At 39.0% G+C, this 15,864-nt stretch carries 20 protein-coding genes; 18 read left to right on the top strand and 2 right to left on the bottom strand.

The genetic code is table 11. From position 1 onward, the window contains the following. The first annotated feature begins 375 nt into the window (after positions 1 to 375). Positions 376 to 582 carry a DUF5316 family protein gene (locus MHB82_RS15625; protein WP_095357913.1) on the top strand — a complete coding sequence of 69 codons (207 nt, stop codon included), beginning with the start codon at positions 376 to 378 and terminating at the stop codon, positions 580 to 582. A gap of 161 nt (positions 583 to 743) precedes the next feature. Here the strand turns inward: MHB82_RS15625 and MHB82_RS15620 are convergent, their stop codons facing one another. Beyond that, the gene (locus MHB82_RS15620) at positions 744 to 1,337 is read right to left on the bottom strand and encodes a TetR/AcrR family transcriptional regulator (protein WP_341175210.1); all 594 of its coding nucleotides are present in this window, start codon (positions 1,335 to 1,337) and stop codon (positions 744 to 746) included. A 198-nt stretch (positions 1,338 to 1,535) separates the two neighbouring features. Here MHB82_RS15620 and MHB82_RS15615 point away from each other — a divergent pair, with 198 nt between their 5' ends. The 13 genes from MHB82_RS15615 to MHB82_RS15555 all read left to right on the top strand — a co-directional run bounded on the left by MHB82_RS15615 (position 1,536) and on the right by MHB82_RS15555 (position 11,359). Next, the gene (locus MHB82_RS15615; protein WP_341175209.1) at positions 1,536 to 2,195 is read left to right on the top strand and encodes an SDR family NAD(P)-dependent oxidoreductase; all 660 of its coding nucleotides are present in this window, start codon (positions 1,536 to 1,538) and stop codon (positions 2,193 to 2,195) included. A 39-nt stretch (positions 2,196 to 2,234) separates the two neighbouring features. Further along, positions 2,235 to 2,879 (top strand): NAD(P)-dependent oxidoreductase, encoded by a 645-nt coding sequence (locus tag MHB82_RS15610; RefSeq protein ID WP_341175208.1) that lies wholly within the window; start codon positions 2,235 to 2,237, stop codon positions 2,877 to 2,879. Between the two features lie 74 nt (positions 2,880 to 2,953). After that, positions 2,954 to 3,586, top strand: a complete 633-nt coding sequence (locus MHB82_RS15605) for a DsbA family oxidoreductase (protein WP_341175207.1) — start codon at positions 2,954 to 2,956, stop codon at positions 3,584 to 3,586. Between the two features lie 404 nt (positions 3,587 to 3,990). Continuing rightward, on the top strand, positions 3,991 to 4,512 hold the full coding sequence (locus MHB82_RS15600) for a hypothetical protein (protein WP_110822014.1): 522 nt from the start codon (positions 3,991 to 3,993) through the stop codon (positions 4,510 to 4,512). Positions 4,513 to 5,103: 591 nt separating this feature from the next. Beyond that, on the top strand, positions 5,104 to 5,589 hold the full coding sequence (locus tag MHB82_RS15595; protein WP_341175206.1) for an RNA polymerase sigma factor: 486 nt from the start codon (positions 5,104 to 5,106) through the stop codon (positions 5,587 to 5,589). Then, on the top strand, positions 5,586 to 6,272 hold the full coding sequence (locus MHB82_RS15590) for a zf-HC2 domain-containing protein (RefSeq protein WP_341175205.1): 687 nt from the start codon (positions 5,586 to 5,588) through the stop codon (positions 6,270 to 6,272). The genes MHB82_RS15595 and MHB82_RS15590 overlap by 4 nt, the downstream gene beginning before the upstream one ends. A gap of 295 nt (positions 6,273 to 6,567) precedes the next feature. Then, complete coding sequence (locus MHB82_RS15585) at positions 6,568 to 6,720, top strand: hypothetical protein (protein ID WP_341175204.1); 153 nt, start codon at positions 6,568 to 6,570, stop codon at positions 6,718 to 6,720. Positions 6,721 to 6,775: 55 nt separating this feature from the next. Beyond that, positions 6,776 to 6,922 (top strand): VOC family protein, encoded by a 147-nt coding sequence (locus MHB82_RS15580; protein WP_341176641.1) that lies wholly within the window; start codon positions 6,776 to 6,778, stop codon positions 6,920 to 6,922. Positions 6,923 to 6,951: 29 nt separating this feature from the next. Further along, a complete protein-coding gene (locus MHB82_RS15575) occupies positions 6,952 to 7,485 on the top strand; it encodes a DinB family protein (protein ID WP_095357921.1) in 534 nt (177 codons plus the stop codon). A 747-nt stretch (positions 7,486 to 8,232) separates the two neighbouring features. Further along, on the top strand, positions 8,233 to 9,066 hold the full coding sequence (locus tag MHB82_RS15570) for an amidohydrolase family protein (RefSeq protein ID WP_341175203.1): 834 nt from the start codon (positions 8,233 to 8,235) through the stop codon (positions 9,064 to 9,066). 752 nt (positions 9,067 to 9,818) lie between these two features. Beyond that, on the top strand, positions 9,819 to 10,496 hold the full coding sequence (locus MHB82_RS15565; protein WP_341175202.1) for a hypothetical protein: 678 nt from the start codon (positions 9,819 to 9,821) through the stop codon (positions 10,494 to 10,496). 100 nt (positions 10,497 to 10,596) lie between these two features. Continuing rightward, positions 10,597 to 10,806, top strand: a complete 210-nt coding sequence (locus MHB82_RS15560; RefSeq protein ID WP_341175201.1) for a hypothetical protein — start codon at positions 10,597 to 10,599, stop codon at positions 10,804 to 10,806. 331 nt (positions 10,807 to 11,137) lie between these two features. Further along, entirely contained in the window at positions 11,138 to 11,359 is a 222-nt protein-coding gene (locus tag MHB82_RS15555) for a hypothetical protein (RefSeq protein WP_341175200.1), read from the top strand. 213 nt (positions 11,360 to 11,572) lie between these two features. Here the strand turns inward: MHB82_RS15555 and MHB82_RS15550 are convergent, their stop codons facing one another. Further along, entirely contained in the window at positions 11,573 to 11,956 is a 384-nt protein-coding gene (locus MHB82_RS15550; protein WP_110822023.1) for a RidA family protein, read from the bottom strand. Positions 11,957 to 12,365: 409 nt separating this feature from the next. On the opposite strand from MHB82_RS15550, the gene MHB82_RS15545 reads away from it, so the two are divergent. From MHB82_RS15545 to MHB82_RS15530, 4 genes are all read left to right on the top strand, one after another. Next, a complete protein-coding gene (locus MHB82_RS15545) occupies positions 12,366 to 12,893 on the top strand; it encodes a tunicamycin resistance protein (protein WP_341176640.1) in 528 nt (175 codons plus the stop codon). A gap of 1,125 nt (positions 12,894 to 14,018) precedes the next feature. Then, positions 14,019 to 14,213 (top strand): hypothetical protein, encoded by a 195-nt coding sequence (locus MHB82_RS15540; RefSeq protein ID WP_341175199.1) that lies wholly within the window; start codon positions 14,019 to 14,021, stop codon positions 14,211 to 14,213. 202 nt (positions 14,214 to 14,415) lie between these two features. Next, positions 14,416 to 14,907 (top strand): MarR family winged helix-turn-helix transcriptional regulator, encoded by a 492-nt coding sequence (locus MHB82_RS15535; protein WP_341175198.1) that lies wholly within the window; start codon positions 14,416 to 14,418, stop codon positions 14,905 to 14,907. Positions 14,908 to 15,004: 97 nt separating this feature from the next. Beyond that, positions 15,005 to 15,823: an NAD(P)H-binding protein gene (locus MHB82_RS15530; protein WP_341175197.1), complete on the top strand. Its 819-nt coding sequence runs from the start codon at positions 15,005 to 15,007 to the stop codon at positions 15,821 to 15,823. Positions 15,824 to 15,864: the final 41 nt, after the last annotated feature.

The following is a 15,864-nucleotide window of genomic DNA, read 5'->3' as shown; positions in this document are numbered from 1 at the left end:
TGGGCGTTACCCGGATAAAATGAAGAGAGGAACAACGTGAATCGTCAATGGAGGACAAGAACACTGTTTCATTCAAAGTCGCTATTATAGCGGCTTTTTTGTTTTAAGGAACAAGTTCTTGTCCCAGTCGCCCAAATTAAACAAAAAAATGCTTATCGTTAGTATGATGTACATCTAAACATTGATCACATGCACTTAAACAAGAAAATAGTGCTGAAGGACAAGAACTTGTACCGATTTGGTCAATGTGATCAGCTGCAATTGTTCAACTAATGGGCAGTTTAACGTAAATAGGACTTTACTTCTTAGCGTGTAACCTTTCCTTGAAATATACGTTTTATTAAGAACTAGGGAAATTAGGAAGGAAGATGAAATATGAATTTTTTTATTTATCTGGGGGTCATTCTCATTTTTGTTTCTGGAATTTGTATTGGAGCATGGACGACTGGTAACCAACAAAGAGGTAATTTTTATTCAGAGTCTAAGGAAGATCGTAAAATAAAGAAGAAAGTTGCCACATGGTCTGCTTTAGCTGGTGTATGCTCGTTTGCAGTTGCTGGATTGATTTATTTATTCAACTAACGAGCAGGTTAGGGTAATAGATCAATTTTTTTTGATTTACCGTTAAAAATTAGGTTACTCCCTTTTGAATGTGTAATAACAGAAAAGGAGCCATCATTCGAGTCATTCGAGGGGCTCCTCTTTTCTATCTCCCCAGCTACTGTTCGTACGCATTTATCACTTTAATCATCGATTGAAATACCTGCGGCTTTTAAGTGTCCATGAGTTAGAATTTTTCCGAATTGAGAAGCGAGTTCATTGGGAGTATAAGAAAAATCATTTTTAACCCACCATATTACAATGCCCATAAAAGTAGATGCGATATATTGAAGTAATAATTCCTTTGAAATCTTCAGGGGCGTATTTTCCAAGCCATCTTCCACTGTGTTTTTTATAATTTCCTCCATTTTTGATTGAAAACCATAAATTCTATTCTCATCAAGTAACAACGCTTTGTAAAAGGGAATATTGTTCTTAATTTTCTCCAGTATGGTTTGCATTAGTTGTTCAAGCATAGAGCCACTTATAGGAGATTTGCTGCTCGAACAAAGATTGAGTGTACTCTTTAATTCTTCTAATAATTCGTCCATAGATACATTTAATAAATCTGGTTTGTTCTGATAATGAAGGTAAAATGTATTCCGGTTAATCATTGCTTTATCGGCAATATCTTGGATCGTAATTCCTTCGTATCCCTTTTCATTAAGAAGTTCTATAAACGCCTTTTTTATCGAATGTCTGGAGCGAAGAATACGCAGATCGGTTTTTTTGTTCATTATGACTCGTTCCCTTAACTTTTTTTGTTAGATATACGACATTTGGGCTCAAACTGTATTTTATCTCTCAAAATCAAAATTATTAAACATTGAATGCTGACCTTGTATTAATCATAATAAACAAAAGATAAATATACAACACGTTGACCATTATTTATCTTGCTGATAATTAACTCTAATTAGAGGGGAGATTTTTAAATGAAAACGATAGCAATCGTTGGAGCAGGAGCAGGTTTAGGAATGTCCATAGCTAAGAAATTCGGACAACATGGCTTTCGCGTAGCGCTTATTGCGCGAAATGAAGAAAAGTTGAACCAACTGGTGATTGAATTAGAACAATTGGGAATCGAAGCTGCTTCTTTTCAAGCGGACATATTGAATAAAGAACAAATTGATAAGGCATTTGCCGCTATTAAAGAGAAATACGGATTTATTGATGTTCTTGAATACAGTCCAACGCCGAGCTTTGACACAGTAGCACCAGCATTAGAGGTAACCGAAGAAAATGCGTTATACCAATTTCAATATAATGTTTTAGGTGCTTTATCGAGTGTTAAACAAGTGCTTCCGGAGATGTTGGTTAAGCAAAGCGGTGCCCTATTATTTACGACTGGAGGTGCTGCAATTCACCCGGTACCGATGATGGGCAATGTCGGAATTGCAATATCAGGACTTCGCAATTATATCTTTAATTTGAACAGCGAACTAGCGGACAAAGGGGTTTATGCAGGTCACCTTTCGATCGGAATCTGGATGCAGCCGAACTCAGGAGTTCAAGATGAAATCGCTGATATTTGGTACGACATGTACACCAAAAGAGACAGAGTAGAAGAGTTTATAACTGAAGATAAAGTGTGAGTTGAATAATTTATTTTGAAGGAGATATAAGAAAAGAATATGAATATCACCATTTTTGGTGCAAGTGGTGCAATTGGACAGCTTGTAACACAATTAGCTTTAGATCACGGAGATTTCGTTACGGCATACGTTAGAAACCTCAAAAAAATCAGCCTCAAACATCCAAATTTGAGCCTTGTACAAGGGGAGGTTTCGAATACTTCAACCATCGAGAAGGCCATTGCCGAATCCGATGTCGTAATCAGCACATTGGGGCCAGCATCCGATATGTCACGAAAGCTTAAAGGCACGCCGATTGCTGACGGACACGAATTGATGATTAGGGCTATGAACAAACTTAACAAAAAAAGGTTCATTACACTTGCGACGCCAGCTCTGCAATCAGATGACGATAAGAAAAACATGTCCACGATACTTCCAGGTGTATTAGCCAAAGTTCTCCTTCCAAACGGTTATGCAGAAATGAAGAAAATGGAAGGAATGATTAAAGAATCGAATCTGGATTGGACAGTCGTTCGAATTATTAACCCAAATGTTAAATACACAGGGCAGTCTTATGGCTTTTCATTCGGAGATAAATCGGCTAAATTATCAGTTTCCAGGGAAAATGTTGCCGAATTCATGTACTCTGCCGCTCGTGACAACCAATTGATTAGAAAAATGCCTATTATTTATAATAAATAAGCTCGAAAAATACCGTTTAGGGATGCTGGGAACCTTCCCAGGTTATTGTAATTGATAGTGAAGGAGCGTTCAAAATGAAAATCGAGGTATGGTCGGATTATGTTTGTCCATTTTGTTATATCGGAAAAAGACGATTAGAGTCTGCACTGGAGCAATTCGCTCATCCGAATGAAGTGGTTATTGAATATAAAAGCTTTGAACTTAATCCGCAAGCATCCATGTACTCAGGCAAAAATATGCACCAAAAACTTTCTGAGAAATATGGTATGAGTATCGAGCAAGCGAAAAAGGCAAATGCTGAACTTGGACAACAAGCGGCGATGATGGGTCTAGTGTATAATTTCGACCAAATGAAACCTACCAATACGTTTGATGCTCATCGTTTAACCCAATATGCCAAATCTGTTGGTAAAGATATGGAATTATCAGAGAAGTTATTCTATTCTTATTACACGGATGCCAAGCTGATTAGCGATCATGATACATTAGCAGATATTGCAGAATCAATTGGAATGAATAGGGACGAGTCAATGACAGTTCTCCATGTTCAATCCAAATATGCTAACGAAGTGCGTTCAGATGAATCCACAGCAAAACAATTAGGGATAACAGGAGCACCTTTCTTTGTCATTGATAGAAAATACGCGATATCCGGTGCACAACCAACAGAGGTATTTATAAAAGCTCTTAACCAAGCATCTCAATAAGAAAGCCATGAAAGGTTTGTCGAGAACAATCATAAAGTGTTTCAGAACAGCGTATGGACAGGCAGTTCAAGCAAAATAGGCAGAATAATAAACCGCACAAAAACCTTATTGGACTTTGGGCGGTTTATTCTTTTCGTCATAACTCAACGAAAGCAATCTCCAAATCCAGGATGTCGTATTGGTGAGGTGAAGAAGTTAGAAATTGAGGACTTGAACTGGGAAAACTGCTCGGCTTTTGTAAACGGCAAGAGGCAAAGTAAAGAGAGGTTTACTCCACCACGGAGTGTAAAGTAAGGTTAAAGAAGTATTAACATCATTTTTGTATAGAATCAACCGAAAGGACAAGCAAATTTGTTCTTATGGTTAACTGGCCGTGTTCATTAAATATGATTGAGGTGATTCTAATGAATTATCAAGTGCTTCTTCCGCTGATAAAACGCTTAGAAGAAAACAATATTCCATACGCGCTTGGGGGCAGTGGATTATTGCACTATCTCGGTTTAATTGATTTTGTGAATGACTGGGATATCGTTGTGGAATGCCCAAAACACCTATTGTTCAGTATAATAAACGAATACGATTTTACGGAACAAGAGAGTGGGGACTATCCTTTTGCTAGTCAGTACCGAATTAGTATAGAGTCGCTTAAGATAGACTTTATTGGATACTTTGCATTATATTCCGATGATACTATAATCAATTTACCTGTTCATTCTATGGGTAAGTGGGATATCATAAATGTCTCAAGTCCAGAATTATGGTACGTAGCTTATTACCTAATGAACAGAAAATCAAAAGCGAACATCATCCTAAAATATTTAAATTCAAGCAAAGAAAAGTTGAACATTAATTTAATTGAAGAATTAATCAAAATCCATGGCCTAAACGAGGATATAAAACGAGAGCTAAATTTATTAATTGGATGATAGCTGCAGTCCTAGCGCAAAGTATTTAACTCAAAAAGCAGTCACAGAGAATTGTACCACTTTTGAGGGGTGTCGGGGGACAAGAACATTGTGTCATTTCGGATTAGATATTTATCAAAATAGTATCATGATGGTGATCATGTGGCTACATAAAAGTATATGAATATAAGACTTCGCTTGTAGAACGATTTTTTTGTAACAGAAACTGTGTTTTTCGTCAAAAGGTTCTATTACAGACAAGAACATGGTATCGCTGTTGATAAGAATCATTATCTATTTCATTAAGCTAACGGGCAGGTTAGTACAATGACAAAATAGAATTAATGTCTTATGAATGTCTTTGTAAGAAGAGTATATGACACTCTGATGAATAAGAGACAGTTTGGAACGATAAGTTGTAAAATTATCAAGACAAGAAAGAATGATTTTACTCCTAAAACAATGACCAATAGTAGTACAATCACGATGAACATGAAAGTCAGCTAAAGAGGACCCGTCCGCGGTCCTTTTTTAGTATGACTTAAGAAATATATGAACTAATTTGTAACGAATTGTTTGTATGGCAGTCTTATTACTGAAGGTGGTGAACAATTGACGGATTTGAGAAGGATTTATGATCAGTACTTTCAAGAAGTGTATTGTTTTGCTTTATCTTTGAGTCGAAATAAGCAAATTGCCGAGGAAATTACACAAGAAACTTTTTTTAAAGCGTTGAAAAATATAAATCAGTTTAGAGGGGATTGCAGCATTAAAGTCTGGCTGTGTCAAATTGCTAAAAACAGCTACTTTACGTATTTACACAAGCAAGAACGGTTACAGACAGAGGAATCGCTCGCAAAAGCTAATGATATTGATATTGAAAAGAAACTAATCGACAAAGCAGAATCCCTACGCATCCATAAATTGCTGCATGAATTGGATGATCCATACAAGGAAGTATTTATGCTAAGAGTGTTCGGAGAGTTATCCTTCAACCATATAAGCCAAGTTTTTGGTAAAACGGAAAGTTGGGCAAGGGTTACTTTTCACCGAGCGAGGAATAAATTACAAGATTTCTTGAAGGAGGAAGAGAATTGAGTAAACTGCAATGTAATGTTGTAAGAGATTTATTGCCGCTATATTATGATAATGTATGCAGCACAGCCACAAAAGGAGAAATAGAAGCGCACATTGTTACATGTTCAGGCTGCAAGCAGATGCTGAAAAATTTAAAAGATCAAGAGTATCTTTCTATTGAAATAATAGAAAAAAATAAGTTGGAAGGAAACGAACTTAAATGTTTAGCGGCATTTTGGAAACAATCAAAGGCAAGGGCATTTGCTAAGGGATTATTAGTTGCTGCTTCTGTATTCTCACTGTTGATCTTGGTTTATTTAGGCCTTACTCAATGGAATATTGTTATTGTACCTACTGAGGTAATACGTATAACGGATATAAGTCAGTTGAGGGACGGAAAGATTGTATATCATGTAAAAATGACGGACGGGTTCAATGTAAACCAAATCAATTATAAAGTAAATAGTGATGGGGATGTCTATATGGTACCGGTTCGTCCTCTTATTAAATCCAAGCAAGGGTATCAAAAAGGATTAGCCAATATGTATGACTTTGTTGACCTTGAACAAATAAGAGCCAATCAAGGTGTGGGAATTCGAGCCGTATATTATGGGTCACCGGAAAAACCTATCCTCATTTGGAAAAAGGGTGACGAGTTACCAACCGCAAGTGATATGGTAGAAGCCCAGTTTCATTTTGACTAAAAAATGTTAGATCAAAAAACAACGGTAGCCTCATTATACTGAAACTTATTATAACGGCGTTAATTTAACGGGAAACGATGGCTCAATAAAACCAAGAAAGCAGCCGGTCAAAGTGATCAGCTGCTTTCTTTCAACTAACGGACAGGTTAGTTGAATAAGAACGTCGAAACAATATTGCATACAGAAAAATCCAACCAACCGAAATAGAGTTACTAGATGTAGAGTAGAAGGAACGAACAAGCAGATGACCGGAATGATTCGAGAGTTTTCTAATAAATGATAGGAGCGGATGTAGATGGGGATAACTGGCTGGGTGAATAAAATTACCGAAATCACATTATTTGTGGAAGATCTGCAGCGGTCGAAGACGTTTTACCAAGAGTCGTTTCAACTATTCATCCAATACGAAGACGAAAACTGTGTAGTATTTGATTACGGAAATACATGATCCGGCTCAGTTTGGTCGTGTAGAGGATGGTGCAAGGTTCCTGTTTACAATCCAAGTGCCCGACGTTGACCGGGTATGCAATGAGTTGGAAATACGAGGCGTTACATTGTTAAATGGGCCAATAACGCGTCCTTGGGGGCGGCGGACGGCTTGTTTTGCCGACCCTGACGGGCATATTTGGGAGATAGCGCAGGTGCTTTAACGACTATGATGTGATGGGGTGAAAACCGTATGTTAAAAAATGATTCCGTGGCTATTATCGAGCAATATAAGCGAAACCTGGCTGGATATACGATAGACCAGTTGCGGTATAAATTCCAGGAAGACGTTTGGTCGATTGGACAAATGTATATTCACGTGATCGATGTGGCAGAAGAGTACATCGATCATATTCAAACTTGTACGATGGAGACTCAAGAAAAACATGGAGGCAAGACTGAAGTCGGAACGAAGGCGTTTATCGAAAAAGTGTGGCCCGATGTCCGTGTGAAACTTGAGGAACCAGTCAACAGGACACGTAACCCCAATAGTAAGGAAGAGCTCATAGCCGGTCTAGAGCAGGTGTTAAAAAAAATGAAATACTGGGAGGAACACGTTCGCGGAACGAATCAGGCTTGCAAGGTGCGTCATGGCTGGTTTGGCTGGCTTAACGCGAGTGATTGGTTTGAGATGATTGGCATGCACAGCAGACATCATTTGCGCCAAAAGGCAAGATTGGACGAGAAGCTTGTGGAGGCAGGTTTATGTAATAATTCATTAAATTAACGGGAAACGATAACTCATAAAACCAACAAAGCAGCTGACCAATGTCATCGGCTGCTTTTGTTCAACTAACGGGCAGGTTAGTTCCAGTATGTGGTACTAGGTACTATGTAATCTAACAAGAGCCAGGCCAAACTGCTGAAATCATTCAGCAATGTTTAGGAGTACACGTATTCACTGATGAGCGTATAGAGAGATTAATTGCGGGCTAATTGAGGGCACCACCTAGGAAAAGCGTATCACTCGTTGGAGATCAAATTGGTGAGCAAAATCTTGGTATGGAAGATTACAAAATGTTCGCAAAGAAATATAACTTTGATGAGAGAAGCTCATCGAGCAGCATTGATATGTAAAGAAATTGTCGAGGGACAAGAACTTGTACCGATTTCCGGAATGGACAAGAACATAGTCCGATTACCGATTATATATACATCTAAATTCTGATCACATGTACTTAAGGCTTTTATTAAGTACCATAATACAGAAAATGTTCACATTGTTATGTGAAAACTGTCAAGATGTGAGGTTAAGACGGTTGGCTAGGTATTAAAAAGAGAAATATCGGTCTGAAACTAGCTGTTGAGCACAAGAATTTGTACCGACGAAAAGGATCCATGTAAGCACCCCATAGTGTACATGTTTTCAATATATAACATCATAATTGGATATAAACTTGCAAGAATTAGATATTTCCTATCCACATTATAGGTGTGTAAAATTATAAGTATCACGAGAGGGAGTAAGTTTATTATGCGAATTGATGCTCATCAGCATTATTGGTCAATGTCACGTAACGATTATGGCTGGATAAATAAAGAATTACCTATTTTATACAGAGATTTTTTGCCACAAGATTATGAAATTCACTTAGAGAAGCATAACATCGACGGAACAATAGTTGTGCAGGCCGCACCTACTATTGAAGAAAGCGAATATTTGTTGGAATTGGCCAATCTGTCGGATTCGATATTGGGTGTAGTAGGTTGGTTAGATTTATTTACTCCATCTCATAAGGAACATTTCGATCGTTTCCGTAAGCATAAGAAATTCGTTGGCTTCCGCATTATGTTGCAGGAGATGGTTGATGTCAGCCGAGTACTTGAACGGCCATATTTGGAAGCGCTTAAATACTATGCAACCTTGGATATCCCTATAGATATTCTTGTCCAAGAAAATCAACTGGCTGTACTTAATGAACTTCTCAAAGAGGTTCCTGACTTAAGAGGGGTTATTAATCATATCGGTAAGCCTCGTATAAAGGAACATCTTTTTGAACCATGGGAATTCCTGATGGGAGAGATAGCAAAACATCCAAAGATCTATTGTAAAATTTCTGGAATGGTAACCGAAGCTGATCATGATGATTGGGATGTGGAACATTTTAAGCCGTATATTGAACATATTCTTCGTTTATTCGGGCCGGAGCGTATTATGTTTGGTTCGGATTGGCCGGTCTGTTTGCTAGCAGCAAGCTACGATGATGTTCTTGGCATCTTGAATAATACAATTCCACAATCATGGGTGGAAGAGAACCGATCCGGTCTGTTTGGAGAGAATGCAAGAAAATTCTATAAATTAAGATAATTCAGGTTGCACACAGTTAGTGGTTGGACAGAAGAGACCTTTTATATTCATACTGACAGTATTTCCCACTTGGCTCAGCTGCTAGAGGGGACTTATACCAAACTATTGATGGTCTGGAAAGTGGGAATTATATCATTGGGAGAGAAGAATTTTTTACCAACGATGAATGCAAAAGCTATATCAGCTATTTAGACTACGCAGAGGCTTTTGTGGACATAATCGAAATTCACTATGTACGTCGTCGCGATAGTGTTATTGGAGCATAAGTAAGCTAATACAAACAGTACACCTGAAACAAATGCAATAGAAACTGGAGTTGAGGTCAGCGGCTTATGAGAAAAGTCTATGAGCTACCAAATTAGGAACAACCAAGTTGAATTTGAATACACATCATCCGTATTTGAAGATATATGGGAAACGTTTATTGTCGAGGGACAAGAACTTGTACAGATTACCGATTAGGCCTATATCTAATCGGCAACTTGCCCTTCAATTCATTAAACTAACGGGCAGGTTAGTTTAATAGGAACGTCCTGGGTGTGTGAGTTGCGCCGGCATTAGTCAACGGGCAGGATAACGGAACCATTAGATGGACTTATTGTTCTCTTGTGATACAATATATTCCAGAAATATCTTCGTGGGTTAATGAAAAGCGCTGATGAACTAATAAGAGACCAGCACATAAAAGTGGTAGTTTTATGGATATGCAATAGTCGCCGAATGGAACTTGATACAAAAAGGAGGCAGGACACATGCTAGAAGAACAGGAAATATTCGCGGGTGAAGGATATAACAGGTCGTACGCAATTGCTACGGGTATGCCGATTTTAAATCTTAGGGGTAGCATACCGCGTGAAGGTAACGGCCAACTACCGTTTCCGTGGGTGACAACGGGCATCAGGATTGATAAAGAACAGATGTTGGAAACCGTTATGAAGCAAAAGACACTCGAGTATTTGTTTAATATGCAATTCAGTAAGGAGGAGATGACCGACCGCAATTTGGTTGTAGGCTGTTATGAACATAGGAATCCGAATGACAAGGAACAAATATTGCTATATGCGCTGGTTTCGTTGAAGGAATTTCTCGCGAGATACGGCGATGAACGGGCATCGGAGATTCTGATGCGAGTTGGCTGCACATACGAGAAGATTATGGAGGAATGCGATGAAGCCATTGAAGAACACTTTGCAGTGTTGCGCCGGTCACTTCATTTAAAGAATTTGAGGGACCAATATGATGTCGTTTACGAGTGGAGTGAAGAGGAAGGGGTAAAGACGTACATAATCAGATACACCAAATCGAGTTATACGAAGATTAAAGCTAAATCATTCGAAGAGTTGACCAAACTTTATGATGAGCAACGGAAGAAGGATGCAAAGAAGACGTTCGCGATTCTGGAACCGTTAGAATCATTTATGCAAGCCTAAGAAAATCGTCCATTTAAAGGACGGTTATTCAACATTTCATCGAAAGAAGATTCGAGGAATATCCAGCGATAGAGAGGATTCTCGACAGTGGCATCGGAAATTGCTGAACCGTACGCCAGATATGGTCGAATGGGGACTAATGGAAGACGTTGATCCAGCCGATTATTTCGGCAAAACCATAGAGGTAGAACGATTCGATTCAGGGAGAGATTCTGAACTGAATTTAGTCATGAAAAAACTGTACCTCCAATGGGTAGTTGTGTCTAACAATTGGGGTGCAGTTCATAATCGGCTGCCTTTGTTCAACTGACTTGCTGGGTATTCTACAGTGGTCTTATTGGAGAAATTACTGCCTTTTGGAAATGCCCATAGATCATAGCAAATCTTTCAGAGTAGCCTAATAACCGAGGCTACGGAGGCTGCTGCGCACATTTTTTTCTGGCTAAGAACAAAACATTTTATGCTTGTGACTTCAAAAATTTAATTAAGTTGAAAATGTTAGAAAAAACTACGGCGATTAGTTTTAGTCTTATGCGAGTCGATGCTAGAGGCGAGCATTGTCTCTGAACTAACCGGTAATGATAGTGATAGGAAGCTTCGACATTTAAACCTGAACATCTAATGAAGAATGTACCGGAATAATGAGTCCGCCTTTTCATAGTCATCACAAGGCCATCATTAATGATGCAAATAGTGACCGAAACGTGTTATTGAGAGTTAAACATGCAAAAGGAGATATTGTTATTGAGGAATTCCAAGTATCTCCTGGGACCAGCAAGCATTTAGATGGCCTGATTAATGATACAGAGTACTTATTTGAGACTAAAGCTGAAGAAGGACAATTCATTCTTAATGCAACATAATGAGAACGTATTCATATTCGAGCCCCACTTTTAATTATTTCTAGAGAAGAGGGGATTGGAAGTTATATAAGTAAAATATTCATTCAACTAACGGGAAACGATAGCTAAATTCAGATAAAACTGCAGCCGATCAATTGATCGGCTGCAGTTCCCTTAACCTACGGGCAAAATACTCCTAGTGTTGGTGTGACATAAAAAATACATCACCGTAATCTAATCTATGTGAGCGACGGCACTGATTTCGATCAGTTGCTCAGGAGACGCCAGGTATGTCACGCCGATACAACTGCCGGCCGGCCGGTGTTGTCCCATGTATTCCTTGAAGAGATGTATGCATGGCTCGATATGCTCTTGTGCATTTGTCAGATAAATTTCAACATAAGCGAGGTTTGACTTCGTGATACCGAACTCTGCTAACACGCGATCGAGATTCTTCAGCGTCTGCAGGGTTTGTGCCTCGATGTCATTTTCGCCAACGAATGCGCCCTCCGTATCGTGGGAAAATTGTCCCGAAATGTAGATTGTGCCGTTGACGCTGTACCCCTGAGCGATACCGTGATCCCAAAGGTCGTGATTATAGGTTTTAATGTTAGTCATTTTTTTCTCTCCTCAGTTCAAAGTAAGGTTAGTATAAAATGAACTTAATTAAAAATATAGTACGCACTTTATTGATAGATACTATCTAAAAAGATAGTGTACATATGATTATGGCTATATAAAGTAAGAGATAATCTTATCTCGAGTGAATTAAGCTATGAGGATGGAGGGAACAACATGATTGATACTTTTAGTATTTGTTTGATTGGAGTATTGGGACATTATCTTGTCTACAATATCTGATAGTAATAATTCATGTTGTTGTTCAACTAATGGGCAGGTTAACGTGGAAATGACCAAATTAACATGTAAAGATGATACATGAAAATTGGACTTTTTTGGACAATAACCAATGAAGTACAATGTTCTAGGAAGGCTATATTACCAGAGGAGTGATCACGTGATTATCATGATTAATGGGGCTTTTGGTTCTGGTAAGACCTCCACAGCTCAAATGCTTCAACCCTTAATTGCCAATAGTATGATATTTGATCCTGAAGATATTGGACTTATGACTTGGAAAATTGCACCTAAAGAAGTGAGGCATACCCACGAACAAACGGATGATTTCCAGGACATGGAGCTTTGGAAAACCTTGACTGTAAATGTGGCGGGGGAGGTAAAGAAGAAGTATCAAAAACACTTCATTGTGCCTATGACCCTGTATAAAGAGGAGAACTTCAATTACATTTACAATGGATTTAAAGAATTGGATAAAGAACTGTATCATTTTTGTTTGATAGCTTCAGAGGACACCATTTATAACAGATTAGTCAAGCGCGGTGACAAGGTAGGGGGATGGTCATTCCAACGGATTTCTACTTCTGTCGAAGCTTTTAGGAGCGAAATTTATCAAGAGCATTTATTAACGGATCACTTAAAAACAACTGAAATTGTAGACATTATTATAAAGAGATTAAACAACAATTATGGATGAACTCTGTCAAAGTGACTGACTCGGCAGGCTGACTTCATCCTTTCCTCCCTTGGTCCGCCAAAGATTTGAGCTAACGGGAAACGATAGCTCAATAAATCCAAGAAAGCAGCCGATCATTGAGATCTGCTGCTTTTGATTAAGCTAACGGGCAGTTTAGTTTCGTTGAAAAGGGTTTTATTTAGCTTTCCTAGTTGGATTCCCACACTAATTTAATTTTGAACAATGATGACGGGGACTGCTAACAATTTTCCGTCTGCTCATTTCCGGAGTCCCAAATAACTTAGTTACTTTATTACATGGTTTGAAACTTATTACCTCATGGATTTTTACCTTTGACGTTAGTAATTATTTCCTTGTCCTGCTAATTATTGCGGTTAACAAGGTTAAAAATACATACATTAAGATGGTTTTAATCTTCGTATAAAATCATTCCTTTTAATTCATTTTTATTTAAGATACCTTAATTCCTGTTTTTTTAGGGTTGCAGTCCTAAAGACACAAAGAATTAGGAGGGGGGTTAATGAACAAAAAGGAGCAACTTTAACTGCAGGAGGATTTTTAGGAATTGCTGTTGTGACAAGCGTTGCCTTATTGTTGGGAAGTGGTGCATCTACTCCAGATACATTTGATGCATCTAGTACACAAAAGCTTAATATGAGGAAAAACTACGATGCTACAAAAGTACCAGCGAGCTTCTGGCCGTTTGTATGAATTGTTGATGCCGATGATCAAATAATTAAAACACTGGAAGTTTCAATAAACCATGGCGATGAATCCCATCATCTAGTAATGCTTGTGAAGAAGTCTACCGGATCCGAATACATAATGGCCATAAATCTGGATAGTTCTACTTTGATCAATCCATTTTCAACAAAGGAGCTTTCTGATTTTACTGAGCAGTGTATTAATCATGGATTTCCTCATCCCAGCTCCGTTCAAATCGTACTCTATTATAGTCATGCAATGACTGAATTTAAGAGGTTTTAGCCTGATGGATAACGTAATAAATCAAAAGATTACCCTCTACCACGGAACTACCAGCAAACGTACTCAATCTATTTTGTCTGAAGGGCTGATGCGCATTGATGCGGATATCATCTATACACAGAAGACTTTGTTCTTGGGGTGGATACGACTCCTGGTTATATCTACATGACGGATACAGTGGCCAAAGCGATTATGTTCGGCAACAAGAGTCAAATTATTGAAGACATTACTCAGTTCGAATTCTATATTTTTGAGCTTCTGTTTGAGGTAGATCGTTTACAGGCAGATCTGGATGAAGCCAGGATTCCATGCCTTACCGAAGAAGCTGGATGAACTGATTATGAATATGTTTAAAAAGCGAAAGGCCGTGCATCTATGGGTCATTTTAAAGAAACGGCTACCTTTAATCGACGAAGTCCAGCATGCGAGCGTTTTGATTTTCATAGAAAAGAAATAATGATTTGACATTTTCTGTGGGGTAAGTTATCTTTGCCCATATAGTTAAGCTATTAACTAAATGGAGATGACAGAACACATGGATAATCTGCAAGAAGAGAACTTACTGCCAATTGATCCTAAACAAGATACGCTGCAAGAATATTTGCTTAGTCTGCCACTGCCCAACGAAGCTTTTTTTACGATGGTTGAGGCGACTGCCAATCTGGTGGCCGTGTCGGAGAAATACTGGCAATCCCAAGGGCTGAATGGAGCAAGAATTCGCATACTTGTAGAGATTGCAAAAGCTGGGGAAATGATGCTGCCTTCAGTGCTTGCCGAAAAAATCGGTGTCACCAAGGCCAACATTAGCTTGCTGCTGACTCCGCTGGAGCGTGATGGATACATTGCGAGGGCTGAACACGCCCGAGATGGTCGCAAGACGGTGATTTCCATTACCGATGCAGGACGGACATTATTGAGGGAGCATCTGCCGGGTAACCGTGAAGCTGTGGCTTTACAAATGGGCAAGTTGGATGAACAGGAGCAGCATAAGTTGATTGTTCTGTTACAGAAGCTGAACAGATCTTGATCCTTAAGGAATGTGTTTTAGTCCAGTGAAACACTCTGTTCATTTAGTTAATAACTTAACTACTTGATGCAATTCATTTACAGGAGGGAATAGCAGGATGACGATCATGATTACAGGAGGCACAGGTCAATTAGGCAATCTGATTATTGCAAATCTTCTAGTCCGGGTCCCCGCTACAGAAATTATCGCAGGTGTCCGTAATGGGGGGATGTCCGCAACCTTAAAAGCTTTAAAGGATCAGGGTGGGGAGGTTCGCTGTATTGACTATGATAGGGCGGAAACGCTGCAGAAAGCCTTTGCCGGTGTGAATAAATTGCTGCTGATTTCCAGCTCACATACCGATGATACAGTCCGGCTAACTCAACATACAAGTGTAATGAATGCGGCGAAGAATGCTGGAGTTGAACATATCCTTTATACCAGTTTTGCTTTCCCACAGACGAGTCTTAAAGGTTCGAGTAGCGTGCATAGACTTACCGAGCAGGTCATATTTGATTCGGTGATGAAGTATACGATTTTGCGCAATGGGCTGTATATTGATTTTGTGAATGTCCTTGGGCTACAGGAGGCGATACAAAGTGGCGTGCTAACAACTTCAGCCGGAGATTGGCGGTTTAATGCGGTTACACGCAGTGATCTTGCACGGGCCATTGCGAACGTGCTTGCAGAGAAAGGGCATGAGCAAAGGATATATGAGTTGGCCGCGCCAAAGACTTGGAACTTTGCTGATCTGGCTGAGGTGCTCACAGCATTGGCGGAAAAACCTGTCATGCACATCGAGGATGTGTCGGTACAGCATTGGATCTATCCTTTTTTAAGCAGTATTGATACCGGATCTACGTCTAAGGACCTTGAGCAATTGATGGGCAAACCAATAACTTCGTTGGAGGAGAGCATTGCACCTTTTCTGAGTTAATCAATTTACATTGGAGTGACGTTAAGCCCGTATGATTGTGA

This window comes from Paenibacillus sp. FSL K6-2862 (genome assembly GCF_038005125.1).
Lineage (GTDB): Bacteria > Bacillota > Bacilli > Paenibacillales > Paenibacillaceae > Paenibacillus > Paenibacillus illinoisensis_A.
The sequence above is the reverse complement of the archived record's forward strand: the minus strand, read 5'-3'. Positions and strand labels throughout refer to the sequence as shown.

Bases quoted from the DNA above. Each gene is read 5' to 3' on its own strand.
- MHB82_RS15535 (WP_341175198.1), top strand. From the start codon at position 14,416: ATGGATAATCTGCAAGAAGAGAACTTACTGCCAATTGATCCTAAACAA.
- MHB82_RS15615 (WP_341175209.1), top strand. From the start codon at position 1,536: ATGAAAACGATAGCAATCGTTGGAGCAGGAGCAGGTTTAGGAATGTCC.
- MHB82_RS15550 (WP_110822023.1), bottom strand. From the start codon at position 11,956: ATGACTAACATTAAAACCTATAATCACGACCTTTGGGATCACGGTATC.
- MHB82_RS15565 (WP_341175202.1), top strand. From the start codon at position 9,819: ATGCTAGAAGAACAGGAAATATTCGCGGGTGAAGGATATAACAGGTCG.
- MHB82_RS15585 (WP_341175204.1), top strand. From the start codon at position 6,568: ATGGGGATAACTGGCTGGGTGAATAAAATTACCGAAATCACATTATTT.
- MHB82_RS15555 (WP_341175200.1), top strand. From the start codon at position 11,138: ATGAGTCCGCCTTTTCATAGTCATCACAAGGCCATCATTAATGATGCA.
- MHB82_RS15605 (WP_341175207.1), top strand. From the start codon at position 2,954: ATGAAAATCGAGGTATGGTCGGATTATGTTTGTCCATTTTGTTATATC.
- MHB82_RS15530 (WP_341175197.1), top strand. From the start codon at position 15,005: ATGACGATCATGATTACAGGAGGCACAGGTCAATTAGGCAATCTGATT.
- MHB82_RS15575 (WP_095357921.1), top strand. From the start codon at position 6,952: ATGTTAAAAAATGATTCCGTGGCTATTATCGAGCAATATAAGCGAAAC.
- MHB82_RS15620 (WP_341175210.1), bottom strand. From the start codon at position 1,337: ATGAACAAAAAAACCGATCTGCGTATTCTTCGCTCCAGACATTCGATA.
- MHB82_RS15570 (WP_341175203.1), top strand. From the start codon at position 8,233: ATGCGAATTGATGCTCATCAGCATTATTGGTCAATGTCACGTAACGAT.
- MHB82_RS15600 (WP_110822014.1), top strand. From the start codon at position 3,991: ATGAATTATCAAGTGCTTCTTCCGCTGATAAAACGCTTAGAAGAAAAC.
- MHB82_RS15545 (WP_341176640.1), top strand. From the start codon at position 12,366: ATGATTAATGGGGCTTTTGGTTCTGGTAAGACCTCCACAGCTCAAATG.
- MHB82_RS15610 (WP_341175208.1), top strand. From the start codon at position 2,235: ATGAATATCACCATTTTTGGTGCAAGTGGTGCAATTGGACAGCTTGTA.
- MHB82_RS15625 (WP_095357913.1), top strand. From the start codon at position 376: ATGAATTTTTTTATTTATCTGGGGGTCATTCTCATTTTTGTTTCTGGA.